Origin of the sequence: Vibrio kanaloae, assembly GCF_024347535.1 — a bacterium.
In the GTDB taxonomy this organism is placed as follows: domain Bacteria; phylum Pseudomonadota; class Gammaproteobacteria; order Enterobacterales; family Vibrionaceae; genus Vibrio; species Vibrio kanaloae.
Genome location: NZ_AP025497.1, coordinates 2,067,147 through 2,085,605 on the forward strand (window position 1 = coordinate 2,067,147; position 18,459 = coordinate 2,085,605).

The following is an 18,459-nucleotide window of genomic DNA, read 5'->3' on the forward strand; positions in this document are numbered from 1 at the left end:
AAAAAAAGGAGACCTTTCGGCCTCCTTTCCATTTATTGAATCAGTGAATTAACCGTTGTTACGGATCCACTCATCCATGTCTGTCTTAAGGTTGTCAGACTTAGTACCGAAGATAGCTTGAACGCCACCAGAAACAACAACAACACCTGCTGCACCTAGTTTCTTCAGTTTGTCTTGGTCAACAACTGCTGTATCAGCAACTGCAACACGTAGACGAGTAATACAAGCGTCAAGACCCGTGATGTTCGCTTTACCACCGAAGGCAGCAACTAGCTCACCAGCAAGTTCAGAACCAGTCGCAACTGACTCTTCTTCAGACTCGTCTTCACGACCTGGAGTTTTAAGGTCTAGAGCTTTAATCACGGTGCGGAATACGATGTAGTAAACAACCGCATAAACAAGGCCAAGCCCAACAAGAAGAAGCATATTCTCAGCGCGTGGAGATTGAACGACAAAGTCAATGAAACCATTTGAGAATGTGTGGCCGTGAACAACACCTAGTGCGTTAGTTAGCATGTATGCAACACCAGCAAGCACAGCGTGGATAGCATAAAGCACTGGAGCAACAAATAGGAATGCAAATTCAATCGGTTCTGTAATACCAGTAAGGAATGAAGTTAACGCAGCAGAAGCCATGATACCCATTACTTTAGCGCGGTTTTCAGGTTTTGCTGCATGTGCAATTGCAACTGCAGCAGCAGGAAGACCGAACATTTTGAATAAGTAACCACCAGCTAGTTGACCGAAACCATTACCAGCAGCGCGAGATGCGTCATCAGCTGTAAGGAAACAAGTCATGATACCATTTACCTGCTCACCAGCGTTGTTAACACAAGAACCCGCTTCGTAGAAGAATGGTACGTTCCAGATATGGTGAAGACCAAAAGGAATAAGAGAACGTTCGATTACACCGTAGATACCAAATGCCATTACTGGGTTTTGGTTTGCAGCCCAATCAGAGAATGTCGCAATTGCGCCACCGATTGGAGGCCAAATTACAGAAAGAACTAAACCTAGAGCGATAGATACAAAACCAGTAACGATTGGCACTGCACGCTTACCAGCAAAGAAGCCTAGGTATTCTGGAAGTTGAATACGGTAGAACTTGTTGAAAGCCCAACCAGCAACACCACCAGCAAGGATACCACCAAGTACACCAGTCTCAATGCCATCAACACCCATTACCGTTGCCATTACTTTTAATGTAGCAACCATAATGCCGTAACCAACAACAGCAGCAAGACCTGCTACACCGTCATTGTTTGTAAAACCAAGTGCAGTACCAACAGCAAATAGCAGAGCCATTTGACCAAAGACTGAACCACCCGCTTGTTCCATTAAGTGAGAAAGCACTTCTGGAAGAAAACTAAAGTTTGCTGCGCCGACACCTAGCAAAATACCCGCAACCGGAAGAACTGATACTGGTAGCATCAGAGCCTTACCGACTTTTTGCAAGTTGGCAAAAAGGTTCTTAAACATGTTTATGCTCCTGATAAAGATAAAATAATTATATGGGTTCTAACGGCACACCCCCGTAGCCTATATGTTAGCACCCCGCGAAAATGTAACCATGTATTGCATTATATTTTCTGCCGCTAAATATATATTGATGGGTAACTAACTTTCTAGTCACTTACGAAATTTAGTTTCAAAACACGTCTTGGATCACATGTCAAATCTAGAAATGAAATGCTTTTCAACCATACAAACAATTGAAATATAAGGATTTATTTTGACACCCTTATTATTTTACTAAGTGAATAAAATAAAGGTAAATGTTATTTTTAGTAACAAAATTACAAATGTTATAAATAGCGCTCTCAAGTTCAACATAATTAGTAAACATTAAAAAAAAACGCACTTTTGGTGATCAAAAACACAAAAAGGGAGCTTTTGCTCCCTTTTATTTACTGACCTAGTTTTTTATCGCAAAAAAAGTTTCTGGTAATTTTTGGTTGTTTGTTCAGCAACCTCTTTCATCGATAAACCTTTCAACTGCGCAATATAGGCTGCCACTTCTACGACATATGCGGGCTGATTCTGCTTGCCACGATATGGAATGGGTGCCAAGTATGGAGAATCCGTCTCGATCAGTAACCTGTCTAGCGGTAGGTTCTTAACAACTTCTTTAAGTTCTGTAGCCTGCTTAAAGGTCACAATACCTGAAATTGATATGTAGAAGCCTAACTCCATTGCCGCTTCAGCGAACGCTTGATCTTCGGTAAAGCAGTGAATCACACCACCACACTTTTCTGCGCCACCATCACGTAAAATAGCGAGAGTATCTTCACGCGCGTTACGTGTATGGATAATCAAAGGCTTATTAAGCTCTACGGCCAACGCAACATGCTGTTTAAATCTCAGCTGTTGTAACTCAGCCGTCTCAGGTTGATAGTGGTAATCTAGTCCTGTCTCACCAATCGCAACGACTTTTGGGTTGCTAGCGTATTCACGCATTCTCTCTAAACAGAAATCACTCTCTACATCGAGAGGATGAACGCCACAAGAGGCTTTAACGTTATCAAACGGCGAGATCATCTCGAGCATATTTTCAAACGAATCCAGTGTCACACCAACAGACAGCAGCTGGTCTACGTTTGCTGCTTTCGCCTTGTTCACAACGTCTTCTACACTTGTGTGTAAATCTTGATAATCCAGTTTGTCTAAATGACAGTGGGAATCTACGAACATGTTTCCTCGCAAGTGGCTATCAGCCAATTCATTATGAGTAGCTCCATATTGAGCCCAGGGTGTTGCTTTAACTGCTCAATCAATATAAGCAGTTTATTCGATGCAGCGTAAGCACTTTGGTAAGACATCACTTCAACCAGTGTTTTCGCGCTAGGTGTCACGGCTTGATTGACTAAGCCAAAGTGAAGCTTCTGTACATCCGACAGTAGATGCCATAGCCAACCCAATTGAATCAAAGGATCTTTGCTAAGCTCTGTAGAGAACTTTAACATGTCAGGTTGAGTTCCCTTGATGACATTCACAAAGCCATCGAGCACTTTTGTTGAGGCTTCAACGCCACCTTGCTCAAACATCGCTTTTGCTTTTAAAGGTGCATTGCCATTAAGAGCTAAAATATACTGCGGAACCGCTTTACCTACTTCACCATCTAACCACGCCGATCCTACCTCCAATTGTGGGCTAACTACATTAAACTGTTGGCAACGGCTTAGGATGGTAGGCATTAAACGATTACTACTACGCGTTGAAAGAATAAAAATACAATTACTCGAGGGTTCTTCTAATGTTTTCAAAAGCGCGTTCGACGCAGATTCGTTCATTGATTCAGCGGGATTAAGCAAGATGACTCGCAAACCACCCAACTGAGAAGACTCTTGGGCCCAGCGGTTACTCGCACGCACTTGGTCAACTGTTATCGACTTACCTTCTTTCTCAGGCGCAATCACGTGGAAATCAGGATGACTTCCCGATTTCATCAGTTCACAACTATGACAAAACCCGCAAGACTCACTTTCGTAGTTAGTACACATTAATGCCGCGGTAAGTTGTTCAATCAAAGCATCAACGCCAAGCCCTTCTGGTGAATTAACAATCACCGAATTAGGAAAACGATCAGCATCGAGACTTTTTTTCCACTCACTCCATACGGGAGTGAGCCAAGAATACACTTCAGCCATGACCACCTACTGTTTATCGAGCCAAGAACTGAGCGCTTGTTTAATATCGTCAGCCACTTGCTCTATCTCTTGTTGTGCATTAATCACAAGAACCGTTTCGTCTTGTGCTGCGATCTCTAAGTAACGCTCTCGAGTACGGTCGAAGAATGAGATATCCATCTTTTCGATTCTATCTAGCTCACCACGACCTCGAGCACGCTCAAGTCCTACTCGCGGGTCTAAGTCCAAGTATAAAGTGAGATCTGGTTTAAAGCCGCCTAGAGTGGTTGCTTTCAGTGATTCCATAGTCGTGCGTGCTATCTGACGACCACCACCTTGATAAGCCTGAGAAGACATATCGTGGCGATCACCCAATACCCACTTACCACTGTCGAGTGCTGGCTTGATAACGTTTTCTACTAATTGAACGCGTGCTGCGTACATCAGCAGTAATTCAGTCATATCTTGAAGCTTCTCGCCTTCGTGCTCTTCTTTAACCAATGAACGCATCTTTTCAGCTAAGACAGTACCGCCCGGCTCGCGAGTATTAACAATATCCTCAACACCCGATGCTTTTAATGTCTCAACGATGGCATTAATTGCTGTACTTTTACCTGCGCCTTCAAGGCCTTCAACCACGATAAATTTCGACTGATTCATAATTATTTCTTTATCTATTTTTTCTTAATTGCTTTAAGTAAGCTCGCACTGCACGGTTATGCTCTGTCAAACTCTTTGAAAATACGTGACCTCCTGTTCCACTCGCAACGAAATACAAGTAGTTGCTCTTCTCTGGATTCAACGCCGCGTTGATAGACGCTTTGCCTGCCATAGCGATAGGTGTCGGTGGCAAGCCACTCATTGTATAGGTGTTGTATGGCGTTGGCGTGCGTAAATCTTTCTTACGGATGTTGCCTTTGTAGCTATCGCCCATACCGTAAATAACCGTAGGATCTGTTTGTAGACGCATACGCTTGTTCAAACGGTTAACAAACACAGAAGAAACACGCTCACGTTCTGACGCAACAGCGGTCTCTTTCTCAATGATAGATGCAAGAATTAACGCTTCGTATGGCGATTTAAGAGGCAGCTTATCCGCTCGATTTTCCCACTCTTCATTCACCACGCTCATTAGGTCTCGATGCGCGCGCTTCAACAAATCTAAATCAGTGGTGCCGTAGGTGTAGTGATACGTTTCTGCTAAGAAGAGACCTTCTAGCTTTTCGTTTTCAATACCCAACTTTTCAGCGATCTCTTTTTCAGAAACGCCATCCAATGTCTGTTGAATGAATTCGTTATCTTTTAGCTGAACAAGCCATTCGTCAAAACGACTGCCTTCAACAAAGGTAATAGTAAACTGGTGTTCTTTCCCTTCTACAAGCACCTGTAGCGCTTGCTCTAAGGTTAAACCCGGTTCAAGCAGGAAAGTACCCGCTTTGACGTCTACAAGCTCAGGATGTAACTTACGGATTAATTTCTCGTAAGGAGAAGCCTCAAACAGCCCCTCGTTAATCAACTGGGCTAGAACGCGGCTAAAGCTGCTACCTGAAGCAACAGTCACGACTTGTGGTTTTTCTAATTGAATAACTTGTTTCAGGTTATCTTGCGCTTGGTTGTAAACATAAAAACCAGCAGCACCGGCTGCAATTAAGCACAAGATAATAAAAATAAATAACTTTTTGATCACGAGTTTAGTTGTCCTTGAAGGTTACGAGTAACGGTTCCAATGTTAAATTGGGTATCACTAATACGGGTAACTGGGGCAACCCCTAAGATGGAGTTGGTCATGAAAACCTCATCAGCTTGCATGAGTTGAGATAAGCAATAGTCACTAATTGCAACGGAAAGTTCAGCTTGATTCAGCGCGGTTAACACTTGCTTACGCATAACCCCCGCGACCCCACTTTGAGTGAGTTGAGGTGTGTATATCGCCTGACCTTTTCGCCAAAACAGATTGGCCATGGTGGTTTCAATCACATTGCCCGATATATCAAGAACCACACCATCCACTTCATTAGCCTGATCCATTTCATCTTTCATCAAAATCTGCTCAAGACGATTATTGTGCTTATGGCCAGCAAGTAGTGGGCTCAAACCTAACGCTTGATGACAGATACCGAGTTCAACACCTGAGTCTTGCCACGCTGAATAATGACTGGGGTAATCGAAGGTACTGATGGTGATTGTCGGCTTGGCGATATTCTTGGTACTGTAGCCACGCCCACCAGCGCCACGGCTAACATGCAGCTTGATCCCTGCTTTTTGATTATGAGGCTTGTTTGCGTTATCGAGCTTGCCTGAACTATCAAGGTTCTTTTTGCCATGAAGAGCGCTATGTTGGATGTATTGAAGTGCAGTATCGAGCCAAAGACTAACAACATCCCAATCAAGAGCAGAAATGCGCAGCGCTGTAAGGCACTCGTCGACACGGTGCTGATGATCGTGAAAATGTTGTACCTCACCATTACTCACGAGCATTGTCGTAAAACAGCCATCTCCGTACTGAAATGAGCGATCCAAAATATCGATAGTTTGCTGGCTTTCTCCATCAACCCAAAACATGTTTTTCCCCATAAAAAGAAACGGCTCAATGCTAAAGCATCAAGCCGTTTAAAAACAAGTCTAATTGTGACTATCTACGAGTGTTTGCGTCTTTAATAAGATGATTAAATCTTTTTGAAGATCAAACAGCCGTTTGTACCACCGAAACCGAATGAGTTACATGCAGCATATTCCATGTTGCTAACTTCACGCGCAGTGTGAGGTACTAAGTCAATATCTAAGCCTTCTTCAGGATCATCTAGGTTGATTGTTGGTGGAACAATTTGGTCAACCAGAGACATTGCCGTGATGATAGCTTCAGCAGAACCAGCAGCACCTAGAAGGTGACCTGTCATTGATTTCGTAGAAGAAACCAATACTTGCTTGCTGCCTGCTTCGCCAAGAGCACGCTTGATGCCCTTAACTTCCGCTACATCACCTGCAGGAGTCGAAGTACCGTGTGCGTTTACATAACCGATTTGTTCACCAGTAATGCCAGCATCACGCATAGCCGCTTCCATTGCTAGTGCGCCACCTGAGCCATCTTCACTTGGAGATGTCATGTGGTAAGCGTCACCCGACATACCGAAGCCAACTAGCTCACAGTAAATCTTAGCGCCACGAGCTTTCGCATGTTCGTACTCTTCAAGAACCATCATGCCTGCACCGTCGCCAAGAACGAAGCCGTCACGGCCTTTGTCCCATGGACGAGAAGCTTTTTGAGGCTCATCGTTACGAGTAGACAGTGCTTTAGCCGCACCAAAACCGCCCATACCTAGTGGCGTTGATGCTTTTTCAGCACCACCCGCCAGCATTGCGTCAGCATCGCCGTATGCAATCATACGAGCCGCGTGACCAATGTTATGTAGGCCAGTCGTACATGCAGTAGAAATCGCGATGTTTGGACCGCGTAGGCCACGCATGATAGACATGTGACCAGCAATCATATTCACGATCGTCGACGGTACGAAGAACGGGCTGATCTTACGAGGGCCTTTTTCAGTTAGAGCTTGGTGACCTGCTTCGATCAAACCAAGACCACCAATACCAGAACCGATAGCAACACCCACACGTGGAGCGTTTTCTTCAGTAATAGTTAGGGCTGAATCATCTAAAGCTTGAATACCTGCTGCGACGCCGTACTGGATGAACAAGTCCATCTTACGAGCATCTTTTTTAGTCATATACTCTTCGCAGTTAAAGTCTTTAACTAGACCTGCAAAACGAGTTGAGAAATTGGTTGCATCAAAATGATCGATATTAACGATACCACTTTGACCAGCTAGCAGGGCTTTCCAAGAAGATTCTACAGTGTTGCCTACCGGTGACAACATACCCATGCCAGTGACAACTACACGACGCTTGGACACGATTTTACACTCCGGGGATTGAGGTGATTTAAGATGAGGATAGATGAGTTAGATAAAACACAGGCGGTCGAGGTGACCGCCTGGGAGAGATTATTACTGAGCGCTAGTTACGTAATCGATAGCTGCTTGAACAGTAGTAATTTTCTCAGCTTCTTCATCTGGAATTTCAGTGTCGAATTCTTCTTCTAGAGCCATTACTAGCTCAACTGTGTCTAGAGAATCTGCACCTAAGTCATCAACGAAAGAAGCTTCGTTTTTAACTTCAGCTTCGTCTACACCTAGCTGTTCAACAATGATTTTCTTTACGCGTTCTTCGAGGTTGCTCATTTTTTCTTTTCCTTTACAGAGTTCGCTTTATGCGATGTTTTCCGTAGTTTATTCAATCTATTGAAAGTTGCAAGGTCAACTTTTCTGGTCAAACCACAATTTTCACGATTTTAACCGAAATTACGTATGATCTTGACTTAAATCATGCACAAATGTTGCACATAATTTACACCATGTACATACCGCCATTGACGTGAAGTGTTTCACCTGTGATATAAGCTGCCGCAGGTGACGCCAAAAATACCACAGCTTCAGCGATTTCGCGAGGGTCACCTAGTCGACCTGCTGGTACATTCGCCAAAGTTGCTGCACGTTGGTCATCATTTAGCGCTTTAGTCATGTCAGTTTCGATGAAACCAGGAGCTACAGTGTTCACTGTAACGCCACGAGACGCAACTTCACGAGCCATTGATTTAGTAAAACCAATTACGCCTGCTTTTGCAGCTGCGTAGTTAGCTTGACCAGCGTTACCCATAGTACCGACTACAGAACCAACGTTAACAATACGACCTTGACGCTTCTTCATCATGCCACGCAATACAGCTTTAGACATGCGGAAAATAGGCGTTAGGTTAGTATCAATGATGTCATTCCACTCATCGTCTTTCATACGCATCAGTAGGTTATCACGAGTGATACCAGCGTTGTTAACTAGAATATCAATTGCACCAAATTCATCGTTGATGGTTTTCAGTGTAGCAGCAATTGAGTCAACATCTGTTACATTAAGAGCAAGACCTTTACCGCTCTCACCTAGGTACTCACTGATTGCAGCAGCGCCGCCTTCAGAAGTAGCCGTACCGATAACTTTAGCACCACGCTCAACTAAAAGTTCAGCGATTGCACGACCGATACCACGGCTTGCGCCTGTAACGAGTGCAACTTTGCCTTCTAAATTCATCATAACTTCTCTATTAAGTGATTAATTACCTAGCAGCGTCTAGTGATGCAGTGTCATTAACTGCAGCAGCTGTCATAGTTTTTACGATTCGTTTTGTTAGACCAGTAAGAACTTTACCTGGACCTAATTCTAGTAGCTTCTCAACGCCTTGCTCGTTCATTGCTTGTACGCCTTCGGTCCAACGGACTGGGCTGTATAGCTGACGAACAAGTGCCTCTTTAATTTTCGCAGGGTCTGTTTCAGCAACAACATCAACGTTATTGATAACAGGCAATGCTGGCGTGTTGAACTCTAGCGCTTCTAGAGCCACTGCTAGCTTGTCTGCTGCAGGTTTCATCAGTGCACAGTGAGACGGCACAGAAACAGGTAAAGGAAGTGCACGCTTAGCGCCCGCTTCTTTACATAGTGCACCAGCACGCTCTACTGCTGCTTTGTTACCTGCGATAACAACTTGGCCAGGAGAGTTAAAGTTAACTGGAGACACAACTTCGTCTTGCGCAGCTTCTTCACACGCTTTAGCAATCGCTTCATCGTCTAGACCGATGATTGCGTACATTGCACCAACACCTGCAGGAACCGCTTCTTGCATCAGTTGACCACGTAGTTCAACCAGCTTGATCGCTTCTTTAAAGTCGATAACGCCAGCACATACAAGTGCAGAATATTCACCTAGGCTGTGACCTGCTAGATTTACAGGTTGCTCTAGGCCAAGCTCTTGCCATACACGCCAAATTGCAACAGACGCTGTTAATAGAGCCGGTTGAGTGCGAAAAGTTTCATTTAGATTTTCTACTGGACCATCTTGAACCAATGCCCATAGATCGTAACCAAGTGCTTCTGAAGCTTCAGCAAATGTCTGTTTTACAACATCATACTGTTCGCCTAGGTCAGCAAGCATACCGATAGCTTGAGAACCTTGGCCTGGGAATACGATAGCAAACTTGCTCATTGTAATTTTCCTTTAAGCAAAGCAAAAAATTGAATAAGGCACATAAGTTATGTGCCTTGTTTGTTGATTATCGCTTGGGGTTAGAATTTAACTAACGCAGAACCCCAAGTGAAGCCGCCGCCAAATGCTTCAAGTAGAAGCGTTTGACCACGTTTAATTCGCCCGTCGCGAACAGCCTCATCAAGAGCCGTAGGTACGGTAGCTGCTGACGTGTTGCCGTGCTTATCAAGAGTAATCACTACTTGATCAAGCGACATCGTCAGCTTTTTAGCGGTTGCCGAGATAATACGGTAGTTCGCTTGGTGTGGAACTAACCAATCAAGCTCTGACTTATCCATATTGTTCGCCGCTAATGTGTCTTTAACTAGCTTAGAAAGCTGAGTTACCGCCACTTTAAATACTTCGTTGCCCGCCATGTGCAGCCATTTGTCTGCATCACCGCCACGCTCTGGTACTTCTAAGCTTAGAAGCTCACCGTATTTACCGTCAGAGTAAATATGAGTAGACAAAATACCTGGCTCTTCGCTTGCGCCTACAACCACCGCGCCTGCTGCATCACCAAATAGGATGATAGTAGAGCGGTCAGTCGGATCACAGGTTTTTGACAGTGCATCAGCACCAATTACCAAAACGTTCTTACACATGCCAGTCTTGATGTGTTGATCAGCAACAGACAGTGCGTAGACAAAACCAGAACACGCCGCAGCCAAATCAAACGCAGGGCAGCCTTTGATACCAAGCTTGCCTTGTACCTGACAAGCCGAAGACGGGAATGTATGGCTACTGCTGGTTGTCGCAACGATGATTAAATCAATCTCTTCTTTGTCGATACCTGCCATTTCAATGGCATTTTCAGCAGCGTAAAACGCCATATCAGCAACGGTTTCGTTTTCCGCTGAAATACGACGCTCTTTAATACCAGTTCTAGCAACGATCCACTCATCGCTAGTCTCTACCATTTTCTCTAAGTCTGCGTTAGTACGCACCTGAGATGGCAAGTAGCTGCCAGTACCTAAAATTTTGCTATACATGAAGACTAATAATGCCTCTCGAGTAAAACCGCTTCCAAACGATCGCTAATGCGGCTGGGGACTTGTCGTTTGACCTCGTGTACTGCTTCACCAATCGCGTTGACGACTGCAGACACATCAGCACTTCCATGACTTTTAATGACAATGCCGCGCAATCCTAACAAACTTGCGCCGTTATACTGGTCGGGGTTCAAGGTTTTTAATTCAGTAAATAGCTCAGAAAACAGCATTCTGGCTATCCAACCCTTTATTGTTGAAGCCATCATGCGCGTTTTTAGCTTATCAATAAAGAGCTGAGCCGTACCTTCGCACGTTTTTAAGCAGACATTGCCCACAAAACCATCACATACGACGACATCAGCAGCATCTTGAAGTAATTGATTACCCTCAATATAGCCTATGAAGTTCACAGACTGAGTATTAGACAACATTTCAGCGCATCGTTTTACAAGGTCATTGCCTTTAATTTCTTCTGCACCGATATTCAAGATAGCGACACGTGGTGCGCGACCTAAATGTTGTTCTGCTAATGCACTGCCCATGACAGCAAACTGAAAGAGTGAATCTGCGTCACTAGAAACGTTCGCCCCTAAATCAAGCATCCATGTGCGATTTCCGGATGCAGTAGGCAAAGCTGAAACCAATGCAGGCCTATCAATACAGGGAAGAAGTTTGAGTCTGAAACGGGATAAAGCCATCAGTGCGCCAGTGTTACCACCACTCACACAAGCATCAGCCTGTGATTCGGCAACCAGATCGATAGCGACACGCATAGAGCTACCCTGACTATTACGTAAGGCTAGTGAAGGTTTTTCAGAATTGGAAATGACTCGATCACAATGCTGGATACTCAAACGAGAATCAGGCATTCGACCTAATGAAGATAATTGAGATGTGATCGCGTTTCGATCACCTATTAGAATGACTTTTAGCTCTGGGAAATACGACAGTGCCTGCACGGCGGCAGGCACTGTTACACGAGGACCGAAGTCCCCGCCCATTGCATCAAGCGCAACGGTTAGATTTTGCAAAGGTCAACCTTACTTGTTGATAACCTTTTTGCCGCGGTAGAAACCTTCGGCAGTCACGTTGTGACGTAGGTGAGTTTCACCTGAAGTTGCGTCTACAGAAAGTGCAGCTGTAGTTAGCGCATCGTGTGAACGACGCATGCCACGCATTGAACGTGATTTCTTGCTCTTTTGTACGGCCATTGACCCTACTCCTATGTAAATTCTTAAAGAAGTAATTACTTCTTTAAGCTTTTTAAAACATCAAATGGATTCGGCTTTTTGTCTTCCTCAATTTCTTCAGGAAGTTCACCAAACACCAAGTTATTTGAGTTAACGCTACATTTCGCATCGTCGTGCATTGCTATTTGTGGCAATCCAAGGATGAACTCGTCTTCAACTAATTGAATCAGGTCTAACTCACCGTACTCGTTCAGATCTACCAAATCGTACTCTTCCGGTGCTTCCTCTTCACTTTTCTCACTGTAAACAGGAGTATAAGTAAATTGGACATCGCACTCATGTGCGAAAACCTCATTACAACGTTGACACTCTAAATCGACTTCGACGTTAGCTTTACCAGAGATAACGACTAATCGTTGTTCATCAAGCCCAAATGACATTGAGACTTGCGCGTCACGTTTTACGCCTTCAGTTGCTTCAGTTAAACGCTTCAAAAGACTGACCTGAATGATACCATTCACATCGAGTCGTTTTTGAGCCGTTCTTGCCGGATCAACTGTACGCGGTATTTTTTCCTTTTGCATAGGGCGCGAATCTTATCTTCCAAATCATGTTTAGTCAAAGGAAATGGCAAAAAAAATGTACTTTCCTGCCTTTCCTATTCAGAGCATTATGAATAGCAGGACAAGTTACGTTATCCTGAGATAAATGCTTCCTTGAATTGTAAATTAAAATGAGAAATTACCAACTAGTTTTAGCCTCTACATCACCATTTAGGCAAGAGATCCTCAAAAAACTACAGTTAAGCTTCATTACAGCCAAGCCAGACTGCGATGAAACGCCGCTTCCAGAAGAGGCACCTCAACAGTTAGTGATGCGCCTTGCCGAGGCCAAAGCTAAGTCTTGTACTGTGGAGCAACCTAGCTTAGTCATTGGCTCTGATCAGGTTTGTGTGATTGATGGAGAGATCATAGGTAAGCCTCACACTCGAGAAAAAGCGATCGAGCAGTTATCTCGTCAAAGCGGCAAGAGCATTACTTTTTATACTGGGCTTTCGGTTTGGAACAACGAGACCAATGAAGCTGACACGCGTCTCGACACCTTTGTTGTGCATTTCCGCGATTTAACTAAGCAACAGATCATGAGTTATGTCGAGAAAGAACAGCCTTATTACTGCGCAGGTAGCTTTATGTGTGAAGGGTTAGGCATCGCGTTGTTTAAGCAGATGGAAGGGAAAGACCCGAATACTTTGATCGGCTTGCCGCTGATCGATCTCATCGATATGTTAGAAACGCAAGGAATGAGTGTGTTGTAACGGATACACTCTCTTTGTTAGAGATTCCCTATTCCTTCCTTCGTCAGTCTAGGGAATGACGGGGCACTAAACTTTATCTAATCAGCTAATGTTATAGAACGTGACTTTAAAAAGTTGTCATCCTTAAGAGCGAGGAACGGGCGAGTTGGGGATCTTCTACAACAGATAAAACAAAAAAGGTTGACGATATTCGTCAACCTTTTCAATTTGATGCGTCTGACACTCAATTCACAAAAATTTATGATTTCGTATCTCGTATCTCGTATCTCGTATCTTCTTAGAGCTTACGTAAACCAGTTAAGGCTTTCTCTAGCCTTCTTTCCATTGGCGCAGAGATATCCATCTTCTCTTCACTACCTGGGTGTGTGAACTTGATGTTTGCTGCATGTAGGAACAGACGATCAAGACCAACCTTGCCCGTGTAAGCGTCGAAACGACGATCACCATAGCGATCATCCCAAGCAATTGGGTGTCCAGTATACTGAGCGTGCACACGGATTTGGTGTGTACGGCCTGTAATCGGGCTAGCCTGAATCAACGTCGCCTCTTGGAATTTCTCTAAAACCTTAAAGCGGGTTTCAGAAGCTTTACCATTCGGGTTCACTCGAACAATGCTATTCACTTCATTTTTTAACAAAGGCGCGTTAACGACTTTACAGCTGTTCTTCCATTCGCCCATGACTAAAGCGAAGTAGTATTTCTGAACCGTTTTTTCACGGAACTGTGCTTGAAGGTGTCTTAGCGCCGAACGCTTCTTAGCAACAAGCAAAATGCCAGACGTATCTCTATCGATACGGTGCACTAATTCAAGAAAACGAGCATCAGGGCGAAGAGCACGTAATGCTTCAATCGCGCCAAACTTTAATCCGCTACCACCATGAACAGCAGTGCCAGACGGTTTATTAAGAATTAACATGTGATCATCTTCATAAATGATGCACTGTTCTAATTCTGAAACCTTGTTGAGTTTCGTGCTCGGCACGTTCTCTTCTGTTTTCTCTTCAATCGTAACCGGAGGAATACGGACTAAATCGCCAGCTTTTAGCTTGTACTCAGCCTTGATGCGTTTTTTATTTACGCGGACTTCGCCTTTACGCACGATTCGGTAAATCATGCTTTTCGGAATGTTTTTTAATTGGTTGCGTAAGAAGTTATCGATACGCTGACCAGCCATATCTTCGTCAATGTCGACGAATTGGACTTGGGTTCTAATTTCGCTCATTGCGCTATTGTATCACTGTCACTTTTGATAATTGAGATTTTCTTAAGCCTATTCCAAACTTATTTATCCAGAAGACCTAACACTCATTTCTTAAGTAGTGGTCAAAGTTTGATATTTCTTTGATTCTTCGAACAAAAAAGCACCAGGATTCGTGCAAATTGAAATATCAGTTGATAAATTATTTATAGACAGTGAGTTAGAGCTATCAAAACCCAAACAAAAACTGTTTTTTTTACCGCATTACTACAAAGCAGATTGCTGTGTTTACCGACCACTGCTATAGTTCACAGCTGCTATCAATGGTTTGATTAATATTTAAACAGCTAACCATTCATAAGCAAGTAAATGAGTAGATAACTCAGATTAGACAGTGCTGCAACCGGCGTAAGACACGGTCAACTGAGCTCCTTATCGCTCTACTCACGTAAACTCATGTTGAGTATTCACCGCCACATCGCGGATCATAGGTTAACTCCCTATGATGACTGACGTGCCCCAGAGCATCCCTCTCCAGCCGGGAGGCTGCACCGATAAAGCCATGGGATCTGGCACCATGAGAAACGAAATAAAGCGATAAGAACAATGATGAAAATAAGAAAAGACAATGAGAATTTCTAAATGAAAAGAATGTTAATTAACGCAACTCAAAAAGAAGAGTTGCGTGTCGCTTTGGTTGACGGCCAGCGACTGTTCGATCTCGATATCGAAAGTCCAGGTCACGAGTCAAAAAAAGCGAATATCTACAAAGGACGTATTACCCGTATTGAACCAAGCCTAGAAGCGGCATTTGTTGATTACGGCGCAGAACGTCACGGTTTCCTCCCTCTTAAAGAAATTGCCCGCGAATACTTCCCTGAAGGTTATACATACCAAGGCCGTCCTAGCATTAAAGAAGTGCTAAAAGAAGGCCAAGAAGTAATCGTACAAGTAGAGAAAGAAGAACGTGGTAGCAAAGGTGCTGCACTGACAACTTTCATCTCTTTGGCTGGTAGTTACTTAGTTCTTATGCCTAATAACCCTCGTGCTGGCGGTATTTCTCGTCGTATCGAAGGTGATGAACGCACTCAACTGAAAGCAGCATTAAGCACTCTTGAACTTCCTCAAGGTATGGGCTTAATCGTGCGTACAGCGGGTGTTGGCAAAAGTGCAGAAGAGCTAGAATGGGACCTGAATGTTCTATTGAACCATTGGGGCGCTATCAAGCAAGCTTCTGATTCAAATGCAGCTCCTTTCCTAATTCACCAAGAGAGTAACGTTATTGTTCGCGCAATTCGTGACTACCTACGTCGTGATATTGGCGAGATTCTAATCGACAGCAATACTATTTTTGAACGTGCACAAGCGCACATTCAATTAATACGCCCAGATTTCATGAATCGCGTTAAGAAATACGATGGTGAAGTACCACTATTCAGCCATTACCAGATTGAAAGCCAGATCGAATCTGCTTTCCAACGTGAAGTTCGCCTTCCATCTGGTGGTTCTATCGTAATCGACCCAACAGAAGCTCTGACTTCTATCGATATCAACTCTGCTCGTGCAACAAAGGGCGGCGATATTGAAGAAACAGCGCTAAACACCAACCTAGAAGCTGCCGATGAAATTGCACGTCAATTACGTCTACGTGATCTAGGTGGTCTTGTTGTAATCGACTTTATCGATATGACTCCGGTTCGCCACCAACGCGAAGTAGAGAGCCGTCTACGTGATGCCGTTCGTTTAGATCGCGCACGTGTTCAGATTGGTCGTATTTCTCGCTTTGGTCTTCTAGAGATGTCCCGCCAACGTTTGAGCCCATCATTAGCAGAAGCAAGCCACCACATTTGTCCTCGTTGTACAGGTACTGGTGTTGTTCGTGATAACGAATCACTAGCACTGTCTGTTCTACGTCTAATTGAAGAAGAAGCTCTAAAAGACAACACTGCGCAAGTTCTTGCTGTAGTCCCTGTTCCTATCGCTTCTTACCTATTGAACGAAAAACGTCGCTCAGTAAATCACATCGAGAAGAACCAAGAAGTTAAGATCACTGTTGTACCTAACTCTGACATGGAAACACCACATTTTGAGGTTATCCGTGTACGTGAAGGTGAAGAGTTCGATCTACTGTCTTACCTACTGCCTAACAAGCTAGAAGCTCTAAAAGAAGCGGAAAGCAAAGAACCAGCAGAACAGACTGTTCGTCCTAAAAAGCTCGAAGAGCCAGCTCTGAAAGGTTTTGCAGCTCCAGCTCAATCAGCACCATCTCCATCTTCGGATCCAGCACCTAAAGCGGTAGAGAAGAAAGCTGAGCCGGCAACGACTCAAGAACCAGGCCTGATTGGTCGTTTCTTCAAAGCAATCGGTAGCTTCCTCTTTAGCTCTGCAGCTCAAGAAGAGAAGCAAAAAGCACAAGAAGAGAAAAAAGAAGAAGAAAAACCTAAAAACAATCGAAACAACGGCAATCGTCAGCGCCGTGATCGTAACGATAACCGTCGTCGCAACCAACGTGGTGAACGTAGCGAGCGTGGTGACAATCGTAACGAAAACCGTGACAACAAACGTCGTCGTAAGCCAGCTCGTGACGAGAAGCCTGAAGAGCAGAAAGAAGTAGCTCCACAGCAAAATCGTCAGCCTCGTAAGCCTAAGCAAGATCGTCGTAACAAACCACGCGATGAGCATAAGCAACGCGAAGAGCAAGCTCCATCTAAATTAGCAGAAGAAGGTCTACAGCTAGCGGCAGAAGCTCAAGCTGATAAACCAGAAGTGCCTAAGGCTAAGCCTGAAGCGAAAGCGGCTAAGATTAAAGAGCGTCGTCAGCGTCGTAAACTGAACAAGCAAGTTCGTGTTAAAGACCAGCAAGCTCAAGCTGAAGATAATGCTTCAAAAGAGCAGGTTATTGCTAAAGAACAATCTGTTTCAAAAGAACAGTCAGTAGCTCAAGAGCAAAAAGTTGCGGAACAAGTAGAAGCAACTCAAGCGAATGCAGAGCAAACTGAACAGGAAGAGCCGAAACAACGTCGTAACCGTCGTTCTCCACGTCACCTACGTGCAAGTGGTCAACGTCGTCGTCGCGGTCGTGATCGTCGCCCTAACCCATTCCGCCTACGTAAAGGTGGTGTAGCTTCTCCAGAGATGGCGATGGGTAAAGTAATGCCTCGCTTCATTCCAAAACCTCACCACAAGCAGGCAAAACCTGAAGTAGCTGAAGTTCAAGTAGCAGTTGAAGCTCAAACATCTGTTCAAGAGCAGAATGTTGCTCTAGAGACGGTACCACAAAGCAATGTAGCAATGGCTGGCGGCTTCGCATGTCCAGAGCTTGCAATGGGTAAAGTTATCATCCGTCGTGAAGATGCTGTTATTGCTGAAGAAGTGGCTACTGAACCTAAGGTTGAAGCTCCTGCAGTCGTTGAAGAGGCACCTGTGATTGTTGAAACTGCGAAAGTTGAAGCTCCAGTGATTGCAGAAGCGACGAAAGTTGAAGCGCCTGTTGTAGCAGAAGCTGTGCAAGCAGAAGCAGCACCAGTTGTTGAAGCTGAAGCGCCTAAAGCTGAAAGTGCAAAAGTTGAAGAAGCACCTGTTGTGAAAGCAGAAGCTCCAAAGGCAGCGGTTGCTAAAAAGCAAGCAGGTTCACCAATGACTAAAGCTCCTGGTCCACAAGAGATCAAAGAGATTGAAGTTGTTGCAGCTCCGTTCCGCGCTGAGCGCTTTGTATCGAAAGGTGCAGGCAGTCAGGCAGCGTCGAACAAAGCTGGCGCGGCGATGACTAAGCCAAACTACTAGCGATTACTGATAGATAATCGCAAGTAAATAGAATCAAAGGCTGCTTATTAAAGCAGCCTTTTTCATATCTACTAATCGAATAAAAATTAACAGATATATTACTCAAAGTTAGGTTCAACCTTGAACTTAATCACATTTTTGGGTAGCATTCGCGCACTTATCTTTTCGACACTTCGCTATTGCCGCTCTTTTCCATCACTGTTTGGCTACGCAATACACCCGTGTCGG

Annotated in this window: 17 protein-coding genes; 2 read left to right on the forward strand and 15 right to left on the reverse strand. The window is 44.3% G+C overall.

The genetic code is table 11. The features are described from left to right. Window positions 1-48: 48 nt before the first annotated feature. The 14 genes from ptsG to yceD form a co-directional block, all read right to left on the reverse strand. A complete protein-coding gene (gene ptsG, locus OCV24_RS09340) occupies window positions 49-1,479 on the reverse strand; it encodes a PTS glucose transporter subunit IIBC (protein ID WP_017054993.1) in 1,431 nt (476 codons plus the stop codon). A 444-nt stretch (window positions 1,480-1,923) separates the two neighbouring features. Next, complete coding sequence (locus tag OCV24_RS09345) at window positions 1,924-2,691, reverse strand: TatD family hydrolase (protein WP_102507155.1); 768 nt, start codon at window positions 2,689-2,691, stop codon at window positions 1,924-1,926. Next, on the reverse strand, window positions 2,682-3,647 hold the full coding sequence (locus tag OCV24_RS09350; RefSeq protein ID WP_137008032.1) for a DNA polymerase III subunit delta': 966 nt from the start codon (window positions 3,645-3,647) through the stop codon (window positions 2,682-2,684). The genes OCV24_RS09345 and OCV24_RS09350 overlap by 10 nt, the downstream gene beginning before the upstream one ends. A gap of 6 nt (window positions 3,648-3,653) precedes the next feature. Continuing rightward, window positions 3,654-4,286, reverse strand: a complete 633-nt coding sequence (gene tmk / locus OCV24_RS09355) for a dTMP kinase (RefSeq protein WP_017054990.1) — start codon at window positions 4,284-4,286, stop codon at window positions 3,654-3,656. A 10-nt stretch (window positions 4,287-4,296) separates the two neighbouring features. Then, complete coding sequence (gene mltG / locus OCV24_RS09360; RefSeq protein ID WP_137008033.1) at window positions 4,297-5,313, reverse strand: endolytic transglycosylase MltG; 1,017 nt, start codon at window positions 5,311-5,313, stop codon at window positions 4,297-4,299. Next, entirely contained in the window at window positions 5,310-6,188 is an 879-nt protein-coding gene (gene pabC / locus OCV24_RS09365) for an aminodeoxychorismate lyase (RefSeq protein ID WP_150877836.1), read from the reverse strand. The genes mltG and pabC overlap by 4 nt, the downstream gene beginning before the upstream one ends. 104 nt (window positions 6,189-6,292) lie before the next feature. Then, window positions 6,293-7,537, reverse strand: coding sequence for a beta-ketoacyl-ACP synthase II (gene fabF / locus OCV24_RS09370; protein WP_010437291.1), 1,245 nt, complete (start codon window positions 7,535-7,537; stop codon window positions 6,293-6,295). 93 nt (window positions 7,538-7,630) lie between these two features. Then, the gene (gene acpP / locus OCV24_RS09375; RefSeq protein WP_004737381.1) at window positions 7,631-7,864 is read right to left on the reverse strand and encodes an acyl carrier protein; all 234 of its coding nucleotides are present in this window, start codon (window positions 7,862-7,864) and stop codon (window positions 7,631-7,633) included. Between the two features lie 166 nt (window positions 7,865-8,030). Further along, window positions 8,031-8,765 carry a 3-oxoacyl-ACP reductase FabG gene (fabG, locus tag OCV24_RS09380; protein ID WP_029626769.1) on the reverse strand — a complete coding sequence of 245 codons (735 nt, stop codon included), beginning with the start codon at window positions 8,763-8,765 and terminating at the stop codon, window positions 8,031-8,033. 25 nt (window positions 8,766-8,790) lie between these two features. After that, window positions 8,791-9,714, reverse strand: coding sequence for an ACP S-malonyltransferase (gene fabD, locus OCV24_RS09385; protein WP_017054986.1), 924 nt, complete (start codon window positions 9,712-9,714; stop codon window positions 8,791-8,793). A gap of 80 nt (window positions 9,715-9,794) precedes the next feature. After that, window positions 9,795-10,745, reverse strand: a complete 951-nt coding sequence (locus tag OCV24_RS09390; RefSeq protein WP_017054985.1) for a beta-ketoacyl-ACP synthase III — start codon at window positions 10,743-10,745, stop codon at window positions 9,795-9,797. Window positions 10,746-10,750: 5 nt separating this feature from the next. After that, window positions 10,751-11,776 carry a phosphate acyltransferase PlsX gene (plsX, locus tag OCV24_RS09395; RefSeq protein WP_017054984.1) on the reverse strand — a complete coding sequence of 342 codons (1,026 nt, stop codon included), beginning with the start codon at window positions 11,774-11,776 and terminating at the stop codon, window positions 10,751-10,753. Between the two features lie 9 nt (window positions 11,777-11,785). Continuing rightward, window positions 11,786-11,956, reverse strand: a complete 171-nt coding sequence (rpmF, locus tag OCV24_RS09400) for a 50S ribosomal protein L32 (RefSeq protein WP_004737376.1) — start codon at window positions 11,954-11,956, stop codon at window positions 11,786-11,788. A gap of 35 nt (window positions 11,957-11,991) precedes the next feature. Next, window positions 11,992-12,519 (reverse strand): 23S rRNA accumulation protein YceD, encoded by a 528-nt coding sequence (gene yceD, locus OCV24_RS09405; protein ID WP_017054983.1) that lies wholly within the window; start codon window positions 12,517-12,519, stop codon window positions 11,992-11,994. Between the two features lie 149 nt (window positions 12,520-12,668). Here yceD and OCV24_RS09410 point away from each other — a divergent pair, with 149 nt between their 5' ends. Then, the gene (locus OCV24_RS09410; RefSeq protein ID WP_150877834.1) at window positions 12,669-13,250 is read left to right on the forward strand and encodes a Maf family protein; all 582 of its coding nucleotides are present in this window, start codon (window positions 12,669-12,671) and stop codon (window positions 13,248-13,250) included. Between the two features lie 277 nt (window positions 13,251-13,527). Here OCV24_RS09410 and rluC read toward each other — a convergent pair whose 3' ends face one another. Further along, window positions 13,528-14,472: a 23S rRNA pseudouridine(955/2504/2580) synthase RluC gene (rluC, locus tag OCV24_RS09415; RefSeq protein ID WP_017054981.1), complete on the reverse strand. Its 945-nt coding sequence runs from the start codon at window positions 14,470-14,472 to the stop codon at window positions 13,528-13,530. A 618-nt stretch (window positions 14,473-15,090) separates the two neighbouring features. Between rluC and rne the strand changes: the two genes are divergently transcribed. Then, entirely contained in the window at window positions 15,091-18,231 is a 3,141-nt protein-coding gene (rne, locus tag OCV24_RS09420) for a ribonuclease E (RefSeq protein ID WP_150877832.1), read from the forward strand. Window positions 18,232-18,459: the final 228 nt, after the last annotated feature.

Coding starts and splice junctions, on each gene's coding strand:
- OCV24_RS09410 (WP_150877834.1), top strand. CDS start 12,669: ATGAGAAATTACCAACTAGTTTTAGCCTCTACATCACCATTTAGGCAA.
- acpP (WP_004737381.1), bottom strand. CDS start 7,864: ATGAGCAACCTCGAAGAACGCGTAAAGAAAATCATTGTTGAACAGCTA.
- fabD (WP_017054986.1), bottom strand. CDS start 9,714: ATGAGCAAGTTTGCTATCGTATTCCCAGGCCAAGGTTCTCAAGCTATC.
- rluC (WP_017054981.1), bottom strand. CDS start 14,472: ATGAGCGAAATTAGAACCCAAGTCCAATTCGTCGACATTGACGAAGAT.
- OCV24_RS09350 (WP_137008032.1), bottom strand. CDS start 3,647: ATGGCTGAAGTGTATTCTTGGCTCACTCCCGTATGGAGTGAGTGGAAA.
- OCV24_RS09345 (WP_102507155.1), bottom strand. CDS start 2,691: ATGTTCGTAGATTCCCACTGTCATTTAGACAAACTGGATTATCAAGAT.
- pabC (WP_150877836.1), bottom strand. CDS start 6,188: ATGTTTTGGGTTGATGGAGAAAGCCAGCAAACTATCGATATTTTGGAT.
- yceD (WP_017054983.1), bottom strand. CDS start 12,519: ATGCAAAAGGAAAAAATACCGCGTACAGTTGATCCGGCAAGAACGGCT.
- ptsG (WP_017054993.1), bottom strand. CDS start 1,479: ATGTTTAAGAACCTTTTTGCCAACTTGCAAAAAGTCGGTAAGGCTCTG.
- tmk (WP_017054990.1), bottom strand. CDS start 4,286: ATGAATCAGTCGAAATTTATCGTGGTTGAAGGCCTTGAAGGCGCAGGT.
- fabG (WP_029626769.1), bottom strand. CDS start 8,765: ATGAATTTAGAAGGCAAAGTTGCACTCGTTACAGGCGCAAGCCGTGGT.
- rne (WP_150877832.1), top strand. CDS start 15,091: ATGAAAAGAATGTTAATTAACGCAACTCAAAAAGAAGAGTTGCGTGTC.
- rpmF (WP_004737376.1), bottom strand. CDS start 11,956: ATGGCCGTACAAAAGAGCAAGAAATCACGTTCAATGCGTGGCATGCGT.
- OCV24_RS09390 (WP_017054985.1), bottom strand. CDS start 10,745: ATGTATAGCAAAATTTTAGGTACTGGCAGCTACTTGCCATCTCAGGTG.